16 protein-coding genes are annotated in these 21,513 nt (G+C 73.5%); 10 read left to right on the top strand and 6 right to left on the bottom strand.

All coding sequences use genetic code 11. The annotated features are described in order from the left end of the window. Window positions 1-41 precede the first annotated feature (41 nt). Together ACFYVL_RS36630 and ACFYVL_RS36635 are read left to right on the top strand one after the other, a co-directional pair. Complete coding sequence (locus ACFYVL_RS36630; RefSeq protein ID WP_389252840.1) at window positions 42-1,205, top strand: ABC transporter ATP-binding protein; 1,164 nt, start codon at window positions 42-44, stop codon at window positions 1,203-1,205. A 210-nt stretch (window positions 1,206-1,415) separates the two neighbouring features. Next, window positions 1,416-2,333 (top strand): ion transporter, encoded by a 918-nt coding sequence (locus tag ACFYVL_RS36635; RefSeq protein ID WP_389252842.1) that lies wholly within the window; start codon window positions 1,416-1,418, stop codon window positions 2,331-2,333. On the opposite strand, the gene ACFYVL_RS36640 is transcribed toward ACFYVL_RS36635, so the two are convergent. Genes ACFYVL_RS36640 through ACFYVL_RS36650 form a run of 3 tightly spaced genes read right to left on the bottom strand, consistent with a single transcriptional unit; the run spans window position 2,306 to window position 4,655 of the window. After that, entirely contained in the window at window positions 2,306-3,316 is a 1,011-nt protein-coding gene (locus ACFYVL_RS36640; protein WP_389252844.1) for an ABC transporter substrate-binding protein, read from the bottom strand. The two genes, ACFYVL_RS36635 and ACFYVL_RS36640, sit on opposite strands and share 28 nt — an antisense overlap. Then, entirely contained in the window at window positions 3,313-3,987 is a 675-nt protein-coding gene (locus ACFYVL_RS36645) for an ABC transporter permease (protein WP_389252846.1), read from the bottom strand. Before ACFYVL_RS36645 ends, ACFYVL_RS36640 begins: the two co-directional genes overlap by 4 nt. After that, on the bottom strand, window positions 3,984-4,655 hold the full coding sequence (locus ACFYVL_RS36650; protein WP_389252848.1) for an ABC transporter permease: 672 nt from the start codon (window positions 4,653-4,655) through the stop codon (window positions 3,984-3,986). The genes ACFYVL_RS36645 and ACFYVL_RS36650 overlap by 4 nt, the downstream gene beginning before the upstream one ends. 152 nt (window positions 4,656-4,807) lie before the next feature. On the opposite strand from ACFYVL_RS36650, the gene ACFYVL_RS36655 reads away from it, so the two are divergent. The 7 genes from ACFYVL_RS36655 (at window position 4,808) to ACFYVL_RS36685 (ending at window position 13,933) form a co-directional block, all read left to right on the top strand. Further along, window positions 4,808-5,473 carry a methyltransferase domain-containing protein gene (locus tag ACFYVL_RS36655; protein WP_389252850.1) on the top strand — a complete coding sequence of 222 codons (666 nt, stop codon included), beginning with the start codon at window positions 4,808-4,810 and terminating at the stop codon, window positions 5,471-5,473. 192 nt (window positions 5,474-5,665) lie between these two features. After that, window positions 5,666-5,872: a cold shock domain-containing protein gene (locus ACFYVL_RS36660; protein WP_389252852.1), complete on the top strand. Its 207-nt coding sequence runs from the start codon at window positions 5,666-5,668 to the stop codon at window positions 5,870-5,872. An 80-nt stretch (window positions 5,873-5,952) separates the two neighbouring features. Beyond that, a complete protein-coding gene (locus ACFYVL_RS36665; protein WP_389253026.1) occupies window positions 5,953-6,435 on the top strand; it encodes a MarR family winged helix-turn-helix transcriptional regulator in 483 nt (160 codons plus the stop codon). 108 nt (window positions 6,436-6,543) lie between these two features. Continuing rightward, a complete protein-coding gene (locus ACFYVL_RS36670; RefSeq protein WP_389252854.1) occupies window positions 6,544-8,760 on the top strand; it encodes an MMPL family transporter in 2,217 nt (738 codons plus the stop codon). A gap of 148 nt (window positions 8,761-8,908) precedes the next feature. Continuing rightward, a complete protein-coding gene (locus ACFYVL_RS36675) occupies window positions 8,909-9,334 on the top strand; it encodes an SAM-dependent methyltransferase (RefSeq protein ID WP_389252856.1) in 426 nt (141 codons plus the stop codon). A gap of 93 nt (window positions 9,335-9,427) precedes the next feature. Then, on the top strand, window positions 9,428-10,000 hold the full coding sequence (locus ACFYVL_RS36680) for a GNAT family N-acetyltransferase (protein WP_389252858.1): 573 nt from the start codon (window positions 9,428-9,430) through the stop codon (window positions 9,998-10,000). Between the two features lie 48 nt (window positions 10,001-10,048). Then, window positions 10,049-13,933: a hypothetical protein gene (locus ACFYVL_RS36685; protein WP_389252860.1), complete on the top strand. Its 3,885-nt coding sequence runs from the start codon at window positions 10,049-10,051 to the stop codon at window positions 13,931-13,933. A gap of 58 nt (window positions 13,934-13,991) precedes the next feature. Here the strand turns inward: ACFYVL_RS36685 and ACFYVL_RS36690 are convergent, their stop codons facing one another. Then, the gene (locus ACFYVL_RS36690; protein WP_389252862.1) at window positions 13,992-14,792 is read right to left on the bottom strand and encodes a hypothetical protein; all 801 of its coding nucleotides are present in this window, start codon (window positions 14,790-14,792) and stop codon (window positions 13,992-13,994) included. 270 nt (window positions 14,793-15,062) lie between these two features. Here ACFYVL_RS36690 and ACFYVL_RS36695 point away from each other — a divergent pair, with 270 nt between their 5' ends. Next, window positions 15,063-17,342, top strand: coding sequence for an ATP-binding protein (locus ACFYVL_RS36695; RefSeq protein ID WP_389252864.1), 2,280 nt, complete (start codon window positions 15,063-15,065; stop codon window positions 17,340-17,342). A gap of 36 nt (window positions 17,343-17,378) precedes the next feature. Here ACFYVL_RS36695 and ACFYVL_RS36700 read toward each other — a convergent pair whose 3' ends face one another. Both ACFYVL_RS36700 and ACFYVL_RS36705 read right to left on the bottom strand, forming a co-directional pair. Beyond that, on the bottom strand, window positions 17,379-18,773 hold the full coding sequence (locus ACFYVL_RS36700) for a glutamate decarboxylase (RefSeq protein ID WP_389252866.1): 1,395 nt from the start codon (window positions 18,771-18,773) through the stop codon (window positions 17,379-17,381). 34 nt (window positions 18,774-18,807) lie between these two features. Then, complete coding sequence (locus ACFYVL_RS36705) at window positions 18,808-21,369, bottom strand: ATP-dependent Clp protease ATP-binding subunit (protein ID WP_389252868.1); 2,562 nt, start codon at window positions 21,367-21,369, stop codon at window positions 18,808-18,810. Between the last annotated feature and the right edge of the window lie 144 nt (window positions 21,370-21,513).

A 21,513-nucleotide genomic window follows, 5' to 3' on the forward strand; every position in this document is an offset into this window, starting at 1 on the left:
GCCCGTGTGCGCCGCGTCCCCGGCGCTCCTAGCGTGGGTACATGATCCGGTTCGAGCAGGTCAGCAAGGTGTATCCGGACGGCACCACCGCCGTCGACGACCTGTCCTTCGAGGTCGCCGAGGGCGAGCTGGTGACCCTGGTGGGGCCGTCCGGCTGCGGCAAGACGACCACGATGATGATGGTGAACCGGCTCATCGAACCGACCTCGGGCCGCATCCTGATGGACGGCGAGGACATCTCCGGCGTCGACCCGGTGAAGCTGCGCCGCCGCATCGGGTACGTCATCCAGCAGGTGGGCCTCTTCCCGCACCGCACGATCCTCGACAACACCGCGACCGTCCCCTTCCTGACCGGCTGGCAGAAGGCGAAGGCCCGTGCGCGGGCCGCCGAACTCCTCGACCTGGTCGGCCTCGACCCCTCCGTCTACGGCTCCCGCTACCCCGAGCAGCTCTCCGGCGGCCAGCGCCAGCGCGTCGGCGTCGCCCGCGCCCTGGCCGCCGACCCGCCCGTCCTCCTCATGGACGAACCCTTCGGCGCCGTCGACCCGGTGGTCCGCGAACGGCTCCAGGACGAGTTCCTGAGCCTCCAGGCCACCGTCCGCAAGACGGTCCTGCTGGTCACCCACGACATCGAGGAAGCGGTCCGGATGGGCGACCGGATCGCGGTCTACGGGCAGGGCCGCATCGAGCAGTTCGACACCCCCGCCTCGGTGCTCGGCGCCCCGGCCACCGCCTATGTGGCGCAGTTCGTGGGCGCCGACCGGGGGCTGAAGCGGCTGTCGGTCACCACCATCGAGCAGGACGACCTGGAGGAGCCGCCGCGCGCCCGGCTGGATGAGCCGGTGGCCCCGGCGGCGGCCCGGCTGCGCGCGGAGGGCGCCCGCTGGGCGGTCGTCCTCAACGAGCGGGGCGAGCTGCACGGCTGGGTCTCCACGGAGGACCTGGCCCTGGCCGGGCAGAGCGGAACCGTCGGTGAGCTGGCGCGGCGGATGAACGCCTGGGTCCCGGTCGGCTCGCCGCTGAAGCACGCGTTCAGCGAGATGCTCCAGTGGGACGCGGGGTGGGTCGCGGTACTGGACGGGGCGCGACTGGTCGGCGTACTGACGCCGGGGAAGCTGCACGAGGCGTTGCGGCGCTCGGTGGACGCGGACATGCAGGGCCTCCCCCGCGACCAGGTGGAGTTCGACTCGGTGGCCGACGCGTAGCCGGCGCGGGGGAGCCCGGCCGGGCGGCCAATCCGCGCAGATGTGCGGCTTGTCCGCCCCAGCGGTGAGAACCGGTGAGCCAGGTGTGAGGCGTGGGGCGTCCGGACAGAGCTGGGGACAGCACTCGTCCTCGACCCTTCCTTCTCGCAGCTCAGCCTCCGCAGTTCCCGTTCCGCTTTCTCATGCCTCACGCCGGGTGGATTCGACCTCATGAACCACATGCATCGCAGTATTCGCGTCTCCGCCTCCGTGCGCGCGGGCCGGCGCAGGGCTCTGGCGGCGAGGGCCTCCCTCCTGGTGGACGCGCGCTGGTTCTCCGTCGCGGTGATGGCCGCCATCCTCGGCAACGCGGTCCTGCTCGGCGTGGAGACGTACTCGGGTCTCGCGCAGCGCTGGCAGGAGCCGCTCGCGGTGCTGGAGAGCTGCTTCCTGGCGCTGTTCACCTGCGAGAGCCTGCTGCGGCTGGCGGCCCACGCCGACCGTCCCCGGGAGTTCTTCCGCAACCCCTGGAACGTCTTCGACGCCGCCGTGGTCCTCTTCGCCTTCCTCCCGGTCACCGGGGACAACACGACGCTGCTGCGGCTGCTGCGGCTCTTCCGGGTGCTGCGCACCGCCCGGTTCCTGCCCCAGCTGCGGGTCATCGTCACCGCGCTGGGCAAGTGCCTGCCGGGCACGGTCAGTTTCCTGATGGTCGGCACGCTGCTGCTGTACGTGTACGCGATGGTGGGCTGGCTGTGCTTCGGCGCCGCCGACCCCCAGCACTACGGGTCGCTGGGGCGGGCGGTGGTCACCCTGTTCATCCTGATGTCGCTGGACGGCCTGGGCGACGCGGTGCACACCGGGCTGCTCATCTCGCCGTGGTCGCTGGCCTACTTCGGCTCGTACGTGCTGCTGAATTCGTTCCTGCTGGTGAACCTGCTGATCGGCGTGGTCATCAACTCCCTCGAACAGGCCAGGGACTCCGACCTCGCGGAGCGGAAGACGGTTCGCCGGGAGGCCGAGGAGAAGCCCGCCCCGGAGCTGGAGCCGCCGGACCCCTTCGGTGTCCACGACCGCATCCTGGCCGCGCGGCTGGCCCTGGACGACGCGGAGCGGCTCATTCAGATGAGCCGCTTGGACTCCAGGTAGGACCGCGCGACGTCCTGCGGCAGCCGCCGCCAGCTGTCCACCTGCTGGTTCAGGGAGGCCAGGTCCTCGGTGGTCAGTACGGTGTTGAGCTTGTCCAGCGCCTTGACGACACCGGGCGATCCCGCCCTCGCCCTGTTCACCACGGGCACGATGTAGTCGGCGTTCTGGAGGTGCTTGTCGTCCTTCAGGATCACCAGGCCGAAGGCGTCCAGGGTGGCGTCGGTGGTCGTGGTGAGCACCATCTGGTCCTGGCCGCTCTGCACGGCCTGCTTGGCGGGGGTGGTGCCGACGCCCTTGGGGTCGACCGCGGTGATGTCGATGCCGTACGTCTTCTTCAGCCCGGGTTCGCAGTACGGCCGCTGGACGCACTCGTCGCCCGCCGCGAGCCGCACGGGCAGCTTGGACCTCCCCAGGTCGCTGAGGGTCCTCAGACGGTGCTCGCGGGCGTAGGAGGCCGCCACGGCGAAGGCGTTCTGGTCGACGGCCCGGCCGGGGGCGAGGACGGTGAGCCCGCGCGGCTCCGCCAGTGCGCGCAGTGCCTTCATGGTGGCGGCGAGGTCGGGCGAGCCGACGGGGGTGGCGTCCGCGCCGTTCTTCTTGGCGTTCAGCCAGTCGGCGAAGGTGGCCGCGTACTCCGGGACGACGTCGATCTGACCGCTCTCCAGGGCGGGTTCGTACAGTTCCCGGTTGGTGACGGACAGGAGGGTGGTGCGGTAGCCGGCCTTCTCCAGGAGCAGCGCGTACATCTGGGCGAGGACGTCGCTCTCGGTGAATCCGGCCGAGCCGATGGTGAGGTCGTGGCTGTCGCCCGGCTCGGCGGTGATCTCCCCCTGGTTCTCCAATGAGGGCCCGGTGGTGCAGCCAGTAAGGGCGAGGAGCAGCAGCCCGGTCGCGCACCAGTGGCGACCCGTAGCGGCCGTGCGCCCGCCGCGGTGGCGGCCGGACGGACGGGAGCGGGGACCCGCGGGGTGGTGGCGGCTCATCCGGCCCGCCCCCTGGCCCACTCGGGAGCGAATCTCTGGGCCACTTCGAAGATTCCCTCCACCAGCAGCGCGAACACGGCGACCAGGACCGCGCCCGCCACCACCTGCGGGGTGCTGGCCAGGTTGAAGCCCGCGGTGATGATCCGGCCGAGTCCGCCGCCGCCCGCCAGCGCGGCGAGCGTCGCGGTCGCCACGAGCTGGACGGCGGCGATGCGCACCCCGGTCAGGATCATCGGCAGGGCGAGCGGCAGTTCCACGTGAAACATCACCTGTCGTCCCGTCATGCCCATGCCGTTCGCGGCCCGGACGATGTCCCGGTCGACACCGCGCATGCCGACGTAGGCGTTGGTGAGCAGCGGCGGCACGGCGAACAGCACCAGCGCGATGATCGTCGGCCACTCCCCCTTGGACCCCAGCGGGGTGAGCAGCAGGAGCACCAGGACGGCGAAGGTGGGCACGGCCCGGCCGACGTTGGAGATGTTGACGGCGAGCGCCCCGCCCCTGCCGAGGTGTCCGAGGACCAGGGCGACGGGCAGCGCGATGAGACAGCTCAGCAGCAGGCACACCACGGTGAGGAAGAGGTGTTCGCCGAGGCGGCCGAGGATGCCGCCGTCGCCGTGCCAGTGCGCGGCGTCGGTCAGCCAGTCCCAGGCCTCGGAGAGGGTGTTCATACGCGCGTCCAGGGGGTGAGCAGGCGCTGTACGCCGAGCAGCAGGAGGTCGGCGGCGATGGCGATGAGCACGCAGAGCACCGAGGCGGTGAGGACCTGCGCCTTGAAGTAGGTGTTCATCCCCGTGTAGATGAGGTTGCCGAGTCCGCCGTGGCCGACGATCGCGCCCACGGTGACGAGGGAGACCGCCGAGACGGTGGCGATGCGCAGTCCGGCCATGGCGGCGGGCAGGGCCAGCGGCAGCTCGACGGCGAGCAGCAGCCGGACGGGCCCGTACCCCATGCCGCGGGCCGCCTGCCGGGTCTCCTCCGGCACCGCGCGCAGGCCCGCCAGGAGGTTGCGGACGAGCAGGGTCAGCGAGTACAGGACGAGGCCGGCGATCACGAGCGAGGCGGAGAGCCCGTACACCGGCAGGAGCAGCGAGAACATCGCGAGCGAGGGGATCGTGTAGAGCACCGTCGTCAGCCCGAGCACCGGTGCGGAGGCCCAGCGCCAGCGGCGCGCGGCGAGGGCCAGCGGAACGGCGACGACCAGCCCGAGCAGCACGGACACCACCGTGAGCTGGAGATGCTGGAGCACCGCTTCGCCGAGGATCTCCCTGCGGCTGGAGAGATAGGCGCCGCAGATCCACTCGTTGCGCGCGAGGCAGTCGTCCGGGGGCGCTGTCACCTGTCCAGTGAGCCCCGGGAACCGGCCGGGCGCGCGTCCTGGTGGACCGTACGGGTGCCGCGCCGCGTCGGACGGGTCCCGCGGGCCGCCCCCGACGCCGCGTCCTCGCGAACGCCACGACCGGGCCCGGCCCGCCTGGCATGCTGACCCGCATGGGTGATCACATACGGCACGGCGCGGTGCGCCGCAGCTACGACACGGTTGCCGAGGAGTACACGAAGCGCCTGCACGACGAGCTGGCCGGCAAGCCGCTCGACCGGGCCCTCCTCGCCGCCCTCCTGGAACAGACGGAGCCGGGTACCGCACTGGCCGACCTGGGCTGCGGGCCGGGGCACATCGCGGCGCACCTCGCCTCCGCCGGTACCGGCGCCGAGGCCCGGGACCCCGTGCACACGGTCGGCATCGATCTGTCCGAAGGAATGCTGGAGACCGGCCGGAACCGCTACCCCGGTGTCGAGTTCCGGAACGGCGACCTGCTCGCCCTCCCGGCCGGGGACGGGGAGTTCGGGGCGGCGGTGGCCCTCTACTCGTTCATCCACCTCTCCGCGGACGAACTGCCCACGGCGCTCGCGGAGGCGCGGCGGGTCCTGCGCCCCGGCGGTCTGCTCCTGCTCGCCTTCCACATCGGTGAGGAGACCCGGCACCTGGACGAGTGGTGGGGGCACGAGGTGGATGTCGACTTCCACTTCCACGACCCGGTGCGGGTCGGGGAGCTGCTGGAGGCCGCCGGGTTCGCCGTTCAGATGCGCATGGAGCGCCGCCACTACGCCCACGAGGCCGACACCCGCCGCGCCTACCTGCTGGCCCGGCGCGCCTGACCTCGCCCGGGAGTGGGCCGGCGCACCGGCCCGTTCGGCACGCCGGTGTGGCCGATACGGCCGCCGCGCGCGAGTCTCGGAAGCAGGGACGGCGCGCGTGGACCGCGGCGGGCACCGCCGGGTGCGCCGCGCGGCCGTGCCGAGGGGGCCGGGCGGTGGGTTCCGCCGTGGCCCGGAGGGAAAGGAGCCGGTATGGACAACCGCTGCACAGGTTTCGTCGAGTGGTGGGACCGTTCCGTCGGCCGGGGCTCGATCGTCCCGCTCGGCTGGCAGGACGCGGTGCCGGTCCGGCGGGAGGACCTGGAGGGCGAGTGCCGGAGCCTTTCGGCGGAACAGCAGGTCTCCTTCGTCCTCGTCCTCGGGGCGGACGGTTTCGAGGCCAGGGAAGTGCGGCCGTGAGCCGCCGGACCGGCCCGCACCCATAGGCTGGACCCGTGGCTGGTACAGATGAACGAAACACCGCGCGAGAGGCGCAGCCCGTGCCGGAGGGTGCACCGGCGGCTCGGGAAACAGGGGGCGCCGTGGACCTCCAGGCCTTCGCGGTGCAGCTGCGGCGGATGAACGGCGAGATCAACCGGCTGGCCCACGGATTCGCCGCCGCGCAGAGCCTGCACCCGACCGATGTCCAGGCGCTGGGCGCGATCCTGGACTCCGAGACCCCGCTGACCCCCGGCCGGCTCCGCGAGCACCTGGGCCTGACGTCCGGCGCGGTGACCGCCTGCCTCGACCGGCTGGAGAGCGCCGGGCACATCAGACGCTCCCGGGAGAGCGCCGACCGCCGGGTGGTGCATCTGCACTACCAGGACAGCGCCCGGTCCGTGGCGCGCAGCCACTTCATGCCGCTCGCCGAGGCGACCGAACGCACCCGCGCGCGCTTCGACTCCGACGAACTCGCCCTGGTGCTGCGGTTCCTGACCGATCTCAACGGCGAGCTGGGCGAACTGCGCGTGCCGCGCCGCTGAACCGAACCCTCCCCCCGCCGCTCCGGCGCCCCGACCGGCGCCGTAATATCCTTCAATCATTGAGATTCTTTTTCTTTGAGATATGTCCCCCGTGACTTTGGGAGCGCGATGTTCACCCCCGCACGTACCGCCCGCTGGCTGATTCCGCTCGTCCTCCTGGTCGTCTGGCTGGGGGTCGGTGGAGGGCTGGGACCGTTCGCGGGAAAGCTGGGCCAGGTCTCCACCAACGACCAGGCCGCCTTCCTGCCGCAGAGCGCGGAGTCCACGCAGGTCATCGAGGCCCGCAAGGCGTTCCAGCAGGACGAGACCCTGCCCGCCGTCGTCGTCTGGACGGGGAAGGGGGGCGGCGCTCTCGGGGAGAGCGAGCGGTCCGCCGCCACGCGCGCGCTCGGCTCGCTGAACGGGACGGAGGGCATCGACGGCCGGCCCTCCCCCGCCTTCGCCTCCAAGGACGGCCGGGCGCTGCAGGGCGTGGTGCAGCTGCGCCCCGATCTGGGCGACCGGCTGGTGCCCACGCTGGACCGGATCAGGGCGGCCGTTGACCAGGTGCCGGGGACGAAGGCCGAACTGGCGGGCCCCGCGGCCAGCCAGGCGGACCTGAAGGGCGCGTTCGCCGGTATCGACGGTCTGCTGCTGGGGGTGGCGCTGCTGGCGGTCCTGGTGATCCTGCTGCTGGTGTACCGCAGCGTGCTGCTGCCGCTCGTCATCATCATCGGCGCGGTGTTCGCGCTCGGCCTGGCCAGTGCGGTGGTGTACGTGCTCGCCGACCACGACGTGGTGCGGGTGGACGGCCAGGTGCAGGGCATCCTGTCGATCCTCACCATCGGCGCGGCGACCGACTACGCGCTCCTGCTGACCGCCCGGTTCCGGGAGGAGCTCGCGGCCGGCCACGACCGGTACACGGCGGTGCGGGCGGCGCTGCGGCAGTCCGCCGGGCCGGTCACCGCGAGCGCGGCGACCGTCGCGCTGGGGCTGCTCGCGCTGCTGCTCAGCGACCTCACCAACAACCGGGCGCTGGGCCCGGTCGGCGCGATCGGCATCGTCTGCGCGGTACTGAGCGCCCTCACCTTCCTGCCCGCGGTCCTGGCGCTGCTGGGCCGGGCCGCGTACTGGCCCGCCCGGCCTAAGGCGACGCCGGGGATCAGCCCGGCCGCCGGCGGCGCGGCCGACGTGGATGCGGATTCCGGCTCCCGCACAGCGGGCGAGGACACCGCGAAGGACCCGAAGGAGTCCGGGGCGGGTGGCCACCGGCTGTGGCAGCGGGTCGCCGAGCTCGTCGACCGGGCGCCGCGCAAGGTGTGGGTCTGCGCCCTCGCCGGCCTGCTGGCCTGCGCCGCCTTCGCCCCGATGCTCACCTCCCGGGGTGTGCCGCTGGACGAGATCTTCGTCAACGACGCCCCGTCCGTCGCGGCCCAGCAGACGCTCGGCAAGCACTTCCCCGGCGGCTCCGGCAACCCGGCGGTCATCATCGCGGACGCCGACCGGCTGACCGAGGTGAAGGCCGCCGCCGAGGGGACCAAGGGCGTGGCGAACGCCGAGGCGGTGACCGCGTCCGGCCGCCCCGGCGGCGGTCCGCCGCTGGTGGCCGACGGCCGGGTGCGGATCGACGCCACCCTGGCGGACGCGGCCGACAGCGACGCGGCGAAGGACACCGTGGCCCGGCTGCGGGACGCGGTGCGCGCGGTGCCCGACGCGCAGGCCCTGGTCGGCGGCTACACGGCGCAGCAGTACGACACCCAGCAGACGGCCGCGGCCGACCGGAAGGTCATCGTGCCGGTGGTGCTCGCGATCATCCTGGTGATCCTCGCGCTGCTGCTGCGTTCGCTGCTCATGCCGGTGATCCTGGTGGCGACCGTCGCCCTCAACTTCGTCGCCACGCTGGGCATTTCGGCGCTGGTCTTCCGCGCCCTGGGAATGAGCGGCACTGACTCCTCGGTACCGCTGTACGGGTTCGTGTTCCTCGTGGCACTCGGTGTGGACTACAACATCTTCCTGATGTCGCGGGTGCGGGAGGAGTCGCTGACGCACGGCACCCGTGAGGGCATCCTGCGCGGGCTGACCGCGACCGGCGGTGTCATCACCTCGGCGGGTGTCGTCCTGGCGGCGACGTTCGCGGCACTGGTGGTGATCCCGCTCGCCTTCCTGGTGCAGATCGCGTTCATCGTCGCCTTCGGTGTGCTGCTGGACACCCTGGTGGTGCGTTCGCTGCTCGTCCCGGCGCTGGTGCGTGACATCGGGCGGAAGGCGTGGTGGCCGGGGGCGCTGAGCCGCGAACCGGCCGCCGGGCCCGTGACTCCGGCCACGGCCGCGAGTACGAAAAGCTGAGGCGGCCCGCCGCCCGCACCGCAGGACGCGGGCGGCGGGCCGAACGGGGCGGCGCCCGGCCCTCGGGGCGGCCCCGGCCGACGCGCCGCTGCCACGGGGGCTTCCGCCCCTGGTGACACCTCGCCCGCCGGCGTGCGAGTGTCGGAGCATGCCGCTGTCGCGTCGCCTCGCCGAAGTCGTGGACGCCCTTCCCCTCGCACCGCACCTGAGGGTTCTGGAGATCGGATGCGGGCCGGGGGCAGCCGCCCGTGCCGTCGCCGCGCGCCTGGACAGCGGCAGCGTCCTCGCCATCGACCGGTCGGCCACGGCCGTCGCCCTGGCGGAGGCCGCCTGTGCCGCCGAGATCGCGGCGGGACGGCTGCGGGTGCGGCAGGTGGCGGTCGAGGACTTCGTGTGCGCCCCGGACGAGGGCCCCTTCGACCTGGTCTTCGCGGTGCGGGTCGGTGCGCTCGACGGCCGTCACCCCGAGACCGGGCGCACGGCGATGCGGCGGATCGCGGCAGCCCTCGCTCCGGGCGGGCGCCTGTTCCTGGACGGCGGGGACCCGGTGCGCGAGGTGCCGGTGCCGCCCTGAGGACTACGTGGTGCGGAGGCCCCGGTCCCCCGCTGAGAATTCCGGCACGGAGGTCCCGGTGCCGCGCGGGAGAGCCCGTGGCAGTGTGGCGGCATGACGATCGAAGTGCGCCCGGCCTCGGAGTTCGCGGACGTACGTGCCGTACTCGGCCCGAAGTCTCCCGATGCCACGGTCTGCTGGTGCCTCAGCTACCGGATCCCGTCCGCGCTCAACAACAGACTGCGCGGGCCCGCCAGGGGCGCGCACATGGCCGAGCTGTGCGCGGAGCAGCCGCCGCCGGGCGTGCTCGCCCACGACGGTGACGAACCGGTGGGCTGGGCGGCCGTGGCACCGCGCGCCGACACCTCCTTCGCCCGCAGCCGCAAGATCCCGTACGTCGACGACCTGCCGGTCTGGTCCTTGTGGTGCGTCCGGGTCCGCCCCGGCCACCGCAAGCGGGGCATCTCGCACGCGCTGATCGCGGGCGCGGTCGAGTTCGCCCGCGCGCAGGGCGCACCGGCCGTCGAGGCCTACCCGCTCGACAGCGGCGACGCGAAGGTCGACCTGACGATGGCGTACGCGGGCATCCGGAAGAACTTCGAGCGCGCCGGCTTCGTCCACGCCGCCGACACCACGTCGAAACTGGCCGGGCACCCTCGGGTCCTCATGCGGTACGACCTGCGCTGACCGGGCCTCCCACGGCCGTTGTCAGTGGTCGGACCTAGCATGAATCGCATGATCGTGACGGGTAGGGGGACCGGGCCGGCCGAGCGCGTGCTGCGGGCCATCGTCGGCGACGGCGGTACGGACGAAGACGGTTCGGCCCGGGGTGCGCGGCGGGCGACGGGCATCGGGAGCCGAAGGAGTGCCGGACGCGCGGAAGGCGTCGCCGAGGGCGGTGCGCCTGGCGTGGTGGAGGATACGCGTCCGGCGCGCGCGGTCGCGGCGAAGGTCGCGGCCACCGGGGGCGCCGACGCCGAAACCGCTCTGCTGCTGGGCCGGTTGACCGGAAAGCATCTGGGCGGCGACCCGCGTCTCTGGCGTGCCCTGCACGACGCGCTCGGGGGCCATCGGGGCACTCTGCCCGCGCTGCTCGCCGAACTGCCCCCGACCGGGGCGACGGAGGCCGCACCGGACAGCGGCGTACTGCGTGCTCCGGCGCCCCGCAGTGTGCACGACACGCTCGGAATGCTGCTGGAGCACACGGATCCGGGCCACGCGGCCGTCGCGCTGGCCGCCCTTCCCGAACGGGCGGTGGCGTACCTGCTCGAAGGCGGCACGCAGCCCGCGCGGTCCCTCGTGGACGCGGTCGTGGACCACGGCGATTCCCGCGTCCGCGCGGCCCTCGCCCGCCATCCCCGGCTCGACTCCCGTGTCCTGGCCCGGCTGTTGGCGGTCGGGGACCCGCAGGTCGCGGCAGCCGTCTACCGGAACCCGCGGGCCACCCCGTCGCTGCGCCGCACCGTCGCGCACCGGCTCGACACGGTTCCGCTGGACGAGACCCTGCGGGCGGAGCTGACCGCGCCGCGCGGCGACGTGCCGAGGACCTGGCTCGCGCCGCTGCTCGGCTCCGGCGATCCCTCCCTGGTGGCCGCGGCACTGCGGTCCGGGGTGCGCCAAGTGGCGGAGCAGTACGCGCTGTTGCGGGTCTGGGAGCGGTGCGGGCCGTCCGCGGTGCGGGCACTGCTCGCGGCCGGGGCGGTGAGCGGACCGGTCGCGGCCGTGGTGGGCGAGGCCTTGTCCGGTGTCGGGGCCGACGACGCGGGCCGTGCCGACCAGGACGGCCGCGCGCGTTCCGCCGCGCGCGAGCTGCGCGCACGGTGCGAACCGTACGAGGATCCCGCGCGCCTGCCCGAGCTGCTGGCCACCGCCAGGGGCACCAGCACGCTGCGCGACCTGCTGTCCGAGCCGTACGCCCACGACCTCGACGCGCTGACCGCGGCCCACGGGGCAACGCCGTTCATGCCCAAGGCCTGCGAGGAGCTGGCCCGGCACGAGGCGGCGAGCGACGCCCAGCGCCGGGTGTTCCGGCTGAGCGTGCTCAACGAGCCGTGGCGGGCCGGGGGCCGCCGGGCCGGGAACAGCGACTCCCCCGCCGAACGGCTGGCCCGGGAGCCGCTCGACGACAGTGCCGCCCGCTGGGCGGAAGGCATGGCCGCCGCCGGACTGCTCGACGCGGCCGAGCTGGTGCACACCGCACGGCCCGCCGTGCACGCGGTGGCGGCACTGGCCCGGCTGGCCGAGCGGAACCTCGTGGCCGAGGAGTGCGCCACCGCGCTGCTAACGCTCACCGAAACCCACCTGGGCGACCACCCGCACGCCTGGGCGGCCCTCGACACCGCGCTGCCCGAACACCCCGGAACCCTCGCGGAGTTGATCGCGGAGGCGGGACGGGTGCGGGCGGACGCGGGAGCCGTCGAAGTCGAGGGGGAACCGCCAGAGGCGGGCGCGGAGGCGGGACGGGTCCGGAGGGACGCGGGAGCCGTCGAGGCGGGGGCGCCAGAGGTACGCGCGGAGGCAGGAGACACGCAGGCAGGTGGCTCCCACGGCGGCGACACGCACGGGCCGGGTTCGCGCGCACCGGGCACGGCGCAAGCGGACACCCGTGCCGACGGCGAGTGCCGCTCCGTGCCGGGCCCCCGCCCGTCCGATGCCCCGTCCCGGCCTCCGATGCCGCGCCGGGACCGGTCGCTCGCCCTGTCCGCCCTGGACCTGCTGTACTCCCTCGCGCCCACCGGGGCACCGCTGCCAGACGATCCGGACGTGCTGCGCGCACTGAGCACGTACGACGGGGCGGACGCGCCCGGACTGGCCACCCCGGACTGGTTCGCCGACGCCTGTGAGTCCCACTCGGTCCCGGCGTCCGAGGACGGTTACGCCTACGCACCGCCCACTCTGGCGGCGATCCGCGAACGGCCCCCGTCCACCCAGGGCAACAGCGCCCGTCTCACGGAGCAGTCCTACGCACAGGGCGTGCTGCCCGCCGAGGAGCTGCTCACCCTGCTTCCCGCGCACCGGCTGCTCCTGCTGCCCCACGACTGGCGGCGGCTGGCGTTCGCCCACGCGTGGCGGGCCGCGCTGGCGCGCAGACTGCGCGCGGAGCTCGGCACCGACCCCGACGCGTGGCTCCGGCTGGCCGCGACGGCGACCCGGGCCGCCCTGTCCGGCGACACGGCTCCGGCCGACGGGCCGAGCTGGGCGGAGCTGTTGCGGCTCGCCCGTACACCCGGCCACGGCTCGGCCAGCGGCACGGCGGCACCGCCCGCCGGGGCAGCCGTGCCGGCCGGAACAGCCGTGCCACGGGACCGGGGGCCCTTCCCCGACACTGCCCGGCCGCGCACCCCCGACGAGGCCATCGCGCTACTCGCACGGGGCAACCACCTGTGGGCCTGGCCGGAGGGCACCCTGCTCTGTCTCGCGGACCCCGAGGTGGTCGACGCCGTACTTCCCCGGCTCGGCCCGGACGGGCCCTGGCTCCTCGCCGCGTACCTGCTGCGCGAGGTCACCACGCCCCGCCACGTGCTCGACCGGCTGCTCGACGGGCGCGACCCCGCCGCACTGCGGGTACTCGCCGAGCAGTGCCGCTGGCTGGACGACGGTTCGGCGGCGCGGCTCGCCGACCTCGACGACCCGGACATCGACCTGGTGCTGCTGCGACGCCTGCACCACGGGCCCTCCGTCCGCCGGATCGTGTCGCGCTCCCGGCCGGACCCGGGTTCCGGGCAGCCGTCGCTGGGGGCCCGGGTGCTGGCCGCCTGGCGGGCCGACGGTTCGGCGGGTCCGGCCGGTGGCCGGGTGTGGCTGTGCTCGGCCGAACCGGACCTGATCGAGGAGATCCTCACCGCCGAGGGCTCCCGGCTGGGGCTCGGCCACCAGCTCCTGGGCTGTCTGCGGCTGCTCGAACACGGCGGCCCCGACCGGCTCGCCCGCATCGCGGGCCGCGACCTGCTGGGGCGGGCCGCCACCACGGTGTGCGCGAAGGCCCTGGCGTCGGACTCCCCGGCGTCGGTGCTCCGGGCCCGCCTGGACCGCGAGCTGGCTCCGGCGAAGCTCGTCGTGAAGCTGCGCAGGGCGACGTACGCCCATCAGACGCTCTCCGTCATGGGCTCCCTCCCGCCCGGCGAGGCGGTGGACTGGGCGGCCCTCGAAGCCGCGCACGCCGCAGAACCCCTCCCGTACTGGGGCGACGTGGTCACCTCGGCGGACGTGCCGGACGAGGTGCGGCTGCGGCACGCGGCGCTGCTGCCGGAGCCAGGTGCGGTCGGGCTGCCCGGGGACGCCGCGCTCACCCGCGAGCGGGCCGGGCACGGTCTGGGCACCCAGTACCACTGTGCGCCCACCACACAGCTCGACGGCCTGCTCACGGCGGGGCTGCTCAGCGGTGCGGACCTGCTGCACCTGGCGGCCCCGGCCGCGCGGATGCTCGCCTTCCTCAACGCGGCCGACCGCCGCACGGACGCGCCGCCGCAGGCCGGTGCCGCACGCACCGAACTGGCCGCTCTCGTCCGCGAACGGCTCGGCACGGACCCGGCCGCCTGGGCACGGGTCGCGGACCGGCTGACCGGACGTGACCCGCGGTGGGACCCGCTGTCCACGGTGGCCGCCCTACTGGGGAGCTGACCCGGGCCGGGAGGCGGACGCCGCGGCGTGTTCCGCTTCCCGCCCCGGAGCCACCGGCTCAGGAGTTCCACCACGGGGCGCGGACCGCGTTGTCCTCCAGCACGCCGCAGTTGCTGCCGTTGACCACCTGGCCGCCCTCGATGTCCCAGCCGACGACGCCGTCGCCCTTGCGCTGGAGCTCGACCAGGCGGTCCCGGCCGGTCCCCCGGCCGGTGTTCACGTCGCACTCGACGACGGTGGTCCACGCCCGGCCGTCCAGTGCGTCGATCACCGCGAGGACCGGCAGCACGAGTCCGGCGAGCAGCAGGGCCACGACCCGGGCGGCGTCCGCGGCTCGCTGCTGCCACGTGGTGGCCGCCGTGCGGACGCGTCGGCCGTCGCCGCGCGAGCGGCGGCCCGTACGGTACTCGGCGATCACGCCCAGGCGCAGCGCCAGCGAGCCGAGCGCCACCGCCGTCCCCCACCACCAGCCGTGGAAGGCGCCCAGGATCAGGCCGAAGGTGGCGGGCAGCACGGTCGCCGTGACCGCGACGTGCGCGAGAGGCACGTCGGGGCGGGAAGGGGCGCCGCCGCGGGCCGCGAAGTAGGCGTACGAGGTGCGGGAGGCCGTGACGGCGAGCACAGCGGCGAGCAGCGGGTCGCTCAAGAGCATGCCGATGAGGACGTCGGGCCAGTTGCCCGGCTCCATCGCGACCAGGGCGTCACCGGCCGCGCCGCTGCCGCCGAGCGTCCAGGCGAGCTTGAGCACCGGGACGGTGAAGACGACCGCCAGCAGCACCAGGTGTCCGGGCCCGCCCCTGCGGTCCTGGGCGCGCTCCGTGGCCCCGCCCGGCCCGGTGCCCGTGTCGGTGTCGCTCATGGGGTCAGTGTCACCGTGCGGCGGTCCGGGCACCTCTCCTGACCGCCCGAGGGAGTGCCCCCGTACCTCCGCACGAGGGCCCGCGCCGGTGCCCGGGGCGGGCCGCGGCGCCCCGCGGGAGATGCCGGTTCCCGGGAACCCCCCGGGGGTCTCCGCCGCAGGCCGGACGTGCAAACACCCCGCACGATCCGCCTCCCCGGCACTAAACTCGCTCCCGGTCCCGGGCTCCACTCGGCCCGGAGCAGTGAACGAGAGGCAGATCGGGGCGACATGGGCTTCGGCTTCGGCCATCGGCAAGGCGGCCGGCTACAGGACGAACTGACCAGTTTCGTGGGCCGGGAGAAGGAAGTCGGCCAGATCCGCGGCCTGTTGGCCCAGGCCCGCATCGTGACGGTCGTCGGTCCCGGCGGGGTGGGCAAGAGCCGGACCGCGCTGACCGCGGCGGCCGGTCTCACCGACGCGTTTCCCGACGGGATCTGGCTGGTCGAGCTGTCGGCGCTGCGCGACCCGGAGCTGCTGCCCGCCACCCTGGCCGGTGCGCTCCAACTCCCCGAGCAGACCGGGCAGAAGCCGTCCGACGTGGTGGACGCCGTCCTCGCCCATCTGCGGGGCCGGCGGCTGCTGATCGTCCTGGACACCTGCGAGCACCTGCTCGACGCCTGCGCGATGCTCTCGGACGTGCTGCTGCGGGAGGCCCCGGGCGTCACCGTCCTGGCCACCAGCAGGCAGCCGCTGGACGTGCCCGGGGAGCACTGCTGGCCGCTGACCCCGATGTGCGACGAGGAAGGGGTGCGGCTGTTCACCCAGCGCGCCGCCGCCGCGTGCCCGGGTTTCGAGGTCACCGCCGCCGACCAGGAGCAGGTGCTGTCGCTGGTGCGCAGGCTGGACGGCATTCCGCTGGCGCTGGAGCTGGCCGCGGTGCGGCTGCGCGCCCTGCCGCTGGACCAGCTGACGGCCCGGCTCAACGCGCGCTTCGACGTGCTGACCGGTGGGCGGCGGGGCGCGCTCGCCCGCCACCAGACGCTGCGGACGGCGATCGGCTGGTCGCACGAGCTGTGCTCGCCCGCCGAACGCCTGCTGTGGGCGCGGCTCTCCGTCTTCGCGGGCGGCTTCGGGGTGGAGGCGGCCGAGCAGGTGTGCGCCGGTGACGAGGTGCCGAGGGGCGAGGTGCTGCAGCACCTGATCGCGCTCGTCGACAAGTCCGTGGTGCAGCGCGACAGCGCCGGGACCGACCAGTACCGGCTGCTCGACACCCTGCGTGAGTACGGGGCGCACTGGCTCGACGAGTCCGGCGGCACCGCGCAGGTGCGGGCCCGCCACTTCGCGTACTACCACGACGCCGTCCAGCGCTACTGGGACGAGCTGGCCACCTCCGCGCAGGCCGGTCACCTGCATCTGCTGCGCTCCCGGCACGCCGATGTGCGGGCCGCCATGGAGTACGCGTACTCCACGCCCGGCCGGGCGCGCGAAGGACTGCGCATCGCGAGCAACCTGATGCCGTACTGGCGCTCCTCGGGGGCCAGTTCGGAGGGCTGCTACTGGATCGAGAAGGGCCTGGCCCTGGTCACGGAGGAGTGCCAGGAACAGGCTTTCGGCCTGCTCAGCAGGGGGCTTTCGCTGGCCCGCAAGGAGGGCGGCGAGAAGAGCCGCCCGCTGCTGGAGCAGGCCCGGCGGATCGCCGAGCGCACCGGCATCGACTGGGTCGCCCACTACGCGGGTCTGATGCTGAGCATCCTGGACATGCTGCGGCAGGACCCCGGGGGGCGGTCGAGGGCGGACGCGGTCCGCCGGCTGATCCTGGCCGACGACGACACGCTCGGGTACACCACGGCGTGCTACGAGGGCGCCCTGGCCACCGCCGTCCTCGGTGACCTGCCGACCGCGCTGGAGTGGTGCTCCGACGGCCTGGCCAGGGTGGAGGGGAGCGGCGGGCAGCAGTTGCACGGTTCGATCCTGACGGTCATGGGGCTGCTGCTGTGGCTCGACGGGCAGTACGAGCAGAGCGCGGCGACGCTGCGCACGGCGCTGGAGAAGGCGAGCGAGATCGACCACATCCCGCTCGCCGCGACCTGCTGCCTGCTGCTCTCCTGGGCCGCGGCACGGGAGGAGCGGTGCGTCCGGTCCGCCTGGCTGATGGGGTACGCCGACCACGCCCGGGTGGGCGGGGACCTGTTCGCCGCGATGGCGCCGCTGCTGGAGAAGCCCCTGGACTCGGCGCGGGCGGCGCTGCGCGCCGAGCTGGGCGAGGCCGGGTTCGACTCCTGGTACGCGGTCGGCAGCCGGCTGACCGGGACCCAGGTGCTGGCCGCGGTGCGGTCCGACGCGGACACCCCCTCCGAGGTGCGCGGCAGACGTGCCGCGCCCGCGACCCCGGGCACGCTGACCCGCCGGGAGCGGGAGGTGGCCGCGCTCATCGGCGAGGGCCTGTCCAACCGGGAGATCGCCGAGCGGCTGGTCATCTCCAAACGCACGGCCGACGCCCACGTCGAGCACATCCTGGCCAAGCTCGGGATCACCAGCCGTACGGAGATCCCGACGCTGACCGGCTAGCCGCGCCCCGGGGCCCGTGGGCCGGGGGCCCGTGGCTCAGTGGTGGAATCCCGACTGCTCGGCCGCGTGCCCGCCGGGGCCCCGTGCGGTGAGGGTCCCGACCGCCCTGCCGAGGTCGTCGGCGAGGAGCGCGATCGTGTTGTGGCTGGTGCCGTGGCGCACCAGGACCCGCTGGACGACGGTGTCCGCGCGCCCGGCGGGCAGCGGGTACGCGGGCACCTGCCAGCCTCGTTTGCGCAGTTCGTCGGTCAGGTCGTACAGGGTGAACCCGGCGGTGGCCGGGTCGGTGAGCCGCCAGCAGACGGCGGGCAGTGCGCCTCGTCCGTCGTACAGGACGGTGAACGGGCCCTCCCGCGTGATCCGTTGGGCGAGCGCGTGGGCGGTGGCCGCGCACACCTCGTACACCTTGCGGTAGCCCTCGCGGCCCAGGCGCAGCAGGTTGTAGTACTGGGCGACGATCTCGCCGCCGGGACGGGAGAAGTTCAGGGCGAAGGTGGGCAGGTCGCCGCCGAGGTAGTCGACGCGGAAGACCAGGTCGTCGGGCAGCAGGTCGGCGGAGCGCCACACCACCCAGCCGACCCCCAGCGGCGCCATGCCGTACTTGTGGCCGGAGGAGTTGATGGAGGCGACGCGCGGCAGCCGGAAGTCCCAGACCAGTTCGGGGCTGAGGAACGGGGCGAGGAAGCCGCCGCTGGCCGCATCGACGTGTACGGGGATGTCGAGCCCGGTCTCGGCCTGGATGCGGTCGAGCTCGGCGACGATCTCCGCGACGGGTTCGTAGGCGCAGGTGAAGGTGACGCCGAGGATGGCGACCACGCCGATGGTGTTCTCGTCGACGTAGTCCTTCAGCTGGTGGGCGCGCATGCCGACCGCGTCGGGCTCCAGGGGGACCTGGCGCAGTTCGACGTCGAAGTAGCGGGCGAACTTCTCCCAGCACACCTGCACCGGGCCGGCCACGATGTTGGGGCGGTCGGTGGGTTTGCCCTCGGCCGTGCGGCGGTTGCGCCAGCGCCACTTGAGGGCGAGCCCGCCGAGCATGCAGGCCTCGCTGGAGCCGGTGGTGGAACAGCCCAGGGTGGTTTCGCCCCGGGGCGAGTTCCACAGGTCGGCGAGCATGTGGACGCAGCGGTTCTCGATCTCGGCGGTCTGCGGGTACTCGTCCTTGTCGATCATGTTCTTGTCGAGGCACTCGTCCATCAGCGCGTGCACCTCGGGCTCCGCCCAGGTGGTGCAGAAGGTGGCGAGGTTCTGCGAGGCGTTGCCGTCCAGGGCGAGCTCGCCGCGGATCAGCTCGTGGACGGCCCTGGCGTCGGAAACCTTCTCGGGGATCCGGTACTTGGGCAGGACGCGCTCGCTGATGGGCAGCGCGTACACGTCGTCGTACGGGCTCGCCGGGTCGACGGCGCGGTGCGTGGCTCGGTGCAGGGGCACGGGCAGGACTCCTTCCGGTGGCGGGGGCGCCGGGCTAGGCCGTGGTGTCCCCGGCCGTTTCCGGGTCCGGTCCCGGGTCGGCGCCCGGCGCGGCTCCCGCACTCGCAGGTCCGGCGGGCCTGGCGACGGAGCAGGTGAGGGAGTCGTCCTGGACATCGGCCGTGATGGTGTCGCCGGGCAGGGCCTCGCCGCTGAGCATCAGCATCGCCAGCCGGTTGTCGAGTTCGCCCTGGATCGTGCGGCGCAGCGGGCGCGCGCCGAACTCCGGCTGGTGGCCGTGCGCGACGAGCAGCTTCCTGGCCGCCTCGGTGACCACGAGATCCATGTCCTGGGCGCGTACCCGGCGTCTGCTGCTCTCCAGCATGAGATCGACGATCCGGCCGAGATCCTCCTCGCCCAGGCCGTGGAAGATGATCGTCTCGTCGATGCGGTTGAGGAACTCCGGCGCCAGGAAGGCGCGCAGGTCCTGCTTCAGGTCGTCCTTGATCTCCGACACGTCGCCGTGGTGGGCCAGGATGCGGGCGGCGCCGATGTTGGAGGTCATGATCACGACGCAGTTGCGGAAGTCGACGGTCCGCCCCTGGGAGTCGGTCAGCCGTCCGTCGTCGAGGACCTGGAGGAGGGTGTGGAAGACGTCGGGGTGGGCCTTCTCGATCTCGTCGAAGAGCAGCACGCTGTACGGCTGGCGGCGGATCCGCTCGGTCAGCTGGCCCGCCTCGTCGTGCCCGATGTATCCGGGCGGGGCGCCGACCAGCCGGGAGACGGTGTGCTTCTCCTGGAACTCGCTCATGTCGAAGCGGACCATGCGGTCCTCGTCGCCGAACAGCAACTCGGCGAGCGCCTTGGCCAGTTCGGTCTTTCCGACTCCGGTGGGGCCGAGGAAGAGGAAGGAGCCGACGGGACGGTTGGGGTCGCCCATTCCCGCGCGACTGCGGCGCACCGCCTCGGAGATGGCGAGGACCGCCTCGTCCTGGCCGACCACGCGTGAGTGCAGCGCGTCCTCCAGTGCGAGCAGCTTCTCCTTCTCGCTCGCGGTGAGCTGGGAGACGGGGATGCCGGTGCGGCGGGCGACGACGTCGGCGATGTCGGCGGCCGTCACCTCCACGACGCCCTCGCGCCGTTCCTCGATCCCGGCCAGTTCGCTCTCGGTCTCGGCGATCGTGCGCTTGAGGCCGGACGCCTTCTCGAAGTCCTCGGCGGCGACCGCCTCGTCCTTCTCGCGGTTCAGTCTGGCCAGCCTGTCCTCGCGCGCGACGACCTCGGTGGAGCGGCCGCTGCTGCGCAGCCGCACCCGGGCGCCCGCCTGGTCGATGAGGTCGATGGCCTTGTCGGGCAGGAAGCGGTTGCTGATGTAGCGGTCGGAGAGTTCGGCGGCGGCGGTCAGGGCGCCGTCGCCGAAGCGCACCTGGTGGTGGGCCTCGTAGGAGTCCCGCAGCCCCTCCAGGATCTCCACCGTCTCCTCGACCGAGGGCTCGGGCACCATGACGGGCTGGAAGCGGCGTTCCAGTGCGGCGTCCTTCTCCACGTACTTGCGGTACTCGTCGATGGTGGTCGCGCCCACCACGTGCAACTCGCCGCGCGCCAGGGCGGGTTTGAGCATGTTGCCCGCGTCCATCGAGCCTTCTCCGGTGGCCCCGGCGCCGACGACGGTGTGCAGTTCGTCGATGAACAGCACCAGCCCTTCGGAGGCCGACTTCACCTCGTCGATGACCTTCTTGAGCCGTTCCTCGAACTGGCCCCGGTACTGGGCGCCGGCCACCAGGCCGGACAGGTCCAGGCCGATCACCCGCTTGCCCTTGAGCGTCTTGGGCACGTCGCCCGCCACGATCCGCTGCGCGAGGCCCTCGACGATGGCGGTCTTGCCGACGCCCGGCTCACCGATGAGGACGGGGTTGTTCTTCGAGCGGCGGGAGAGGATCTCGACGGTCTGCTCGATCTCCTCGCCGCGCCCGACCACCGGGTCGAGCCTGCCCGCCTTCGCCTCCTCCGTCAGGTCCCGTCCGAACTCGTCCAGGGTGGGCGTCCGGCTGGTGGTGCCGCCGGCCGCGGTTCCTTCCGCGCGTACGGCGCCCTCGGTGGTGTCCCGCAGCTTCGCCGGGTCGGCCCCCTGGGCGGACAGGGTCCGTGCCGCACCGGACTCCGGGGTGCCGAGGAGGGCGGCGAGGATGTGTTCGGGGCCGATGTAGGTGCCGCCCGCGGCCTGGGACTCCTCGAACGCCTTGAGCAGTACGCGCTTGACGGCGGGCGTCATGCTGGGCTCGGCGGACGGCACCGCGCTCTCGCCCGGCAGGGTCTCCGCGATCTCCTTCCCGAGCCGGTCGGGGTCGACGCCCGCCCGCGCGAGCAGGCCGCGGGCGGGGTCCACCTGGGTGGCCGCCCACAGCAGGTGCTCGGTGTCCAGGTCCCTGCTGCCGTCCTCGACCGCCCGGGTGGTCGCCCGCTCGATCAGCTCCCGCGACGAGTCGGTCAACAGCCGCCCGATCGGCACCCGTTGCACCTGCGGCGGGGACGAGGCCGGGGACATCCCGAAGAAGCGGTTCAGGATGTCGTTGAACGGGTCCGAGCCGCCGAAGGACTCGAAGGGGGACATGGTCATGGAGGCCGTCCTGGGATCGCCGGGGGTGTCCGGGAATTTCCGGGCGCATTGCCGGACGCGGAGAGATCCCCTCCAGTGCACCCGAGGAACAGGAGGCACGCAGGGACACGACGGCCGGTCGGGTGAACTTCGCGGTCGCCCTCC

This window comes from Streptomyces sp. NPDC004111, assembly GCF_042874215.1.
Lineage (GTDB): Bacteria > Actinomycetota > Actinomycetes > Streptomycetales > Streptomycetaceae > Streptomyces.

What these genes read in the sequence shown, in the direction of transcription:
- ACFYVL_RS36630 (WP_389252840.1), top strand. Translation starts at nt 42, where the DNA reads ATGATCCGGTTCGAGCAGGTCAGCAAGGTGTATCCGGACGGCACCACC.
- ACFYVL_RS36635 (WP_389252842.1), top strand. Translation starts at nt 1,416, where the DNA reads ATGAACCACATGCATCGCAGTATTCGCGTCTCCGCCTCCGTGCGCGCG.
- ACFYVL_RS36640 (WP_389252844.1), bottom strand. Translation starts at nt 3,316, where the DNA reads ATGAGCCGCCACCACCCCGCGGGTCCCCGCTCCCGTCCGTCCGGCCGC.
- ACFYVL_RS36645 (WP_389252846.1), bottom strand. Translation starts at nt 3,987, where the DNA reads ATGAACACCCTCTCCGAGGCCTGGGACTGGCTGACCGACGCCGCGCAC.
- ACFYVL_RS36655 (WP_389252850.1), top strand. Translation starts at nt 4,808, where the DNA reads ATGGGTGATCACATACGGCACGGCGCGGTGCGCCGCAGCTACGACACG.
- ACFYVL_RS36660 (WP_389252852.1), top strand. Translation starts at nt 5,666, where the DNA reads ATGGACAACCGCTGCACAGGTTTCGTCGAGTGGTGGGACCGTTCCGTC.
- ACFYVL_RS36670 (WP_389252854.1), top strand. Translation starts at nt 6,544, where the DNA reads ATGTTCACCCCCGCACGTACCGCCCGCTGGCTGATTCCGCTCGTCCTC.
- ACFYVL_RS36675 (WP_389252856.1), top strand. Translation starts at nt 8,909, where the DNA reads ATGCCGCTGTCGCGTCGCCTCGCCGAAGTCGTGGACGCCCTTCCCCTC.
- ACFYVL_RS36680 (WP_389252858.1), top strand. Translation starts at nt 9,428, where the DNA reads ATGACGATCGAAGTGCGCCCGGCCTCGGAGTTCGCGGACGTACGTGCC.
- ACFYVL_RS36685 (WP_389252860.1), top strand. Translation starts at nt 10,049, where the DNA reads ATGATCGTGACGGGTAGGGGGACCGGGCCGGCCGAGCGCGTGCTGCGG.
- ACFYVL_RS36690 (WP_389252862.1), bottom strand. Translation starts at nt 14,792, where the DNA reads ATGAGCGACACCGACACGGGCACCGGGCCGGGCGGGGCCACGGAGCGC.
- ACFYVL_RS36695 (WP_389252864.1), top strand. Translation starts at nt 15,063, where the DNA reads ATGGGCTTCGGCTTCGGCCATCGGCAAGGCGGCCGGCTACAGGACGAA.
- ACFYVL_RS36705 (WP_389252868.1), bottom strand. Translation starts at nt 21,369, where the DNA reads ATGACCATGTCCCCCTTCGAGTCCTTCGGCGGCTCGGACCCGTTCAAC.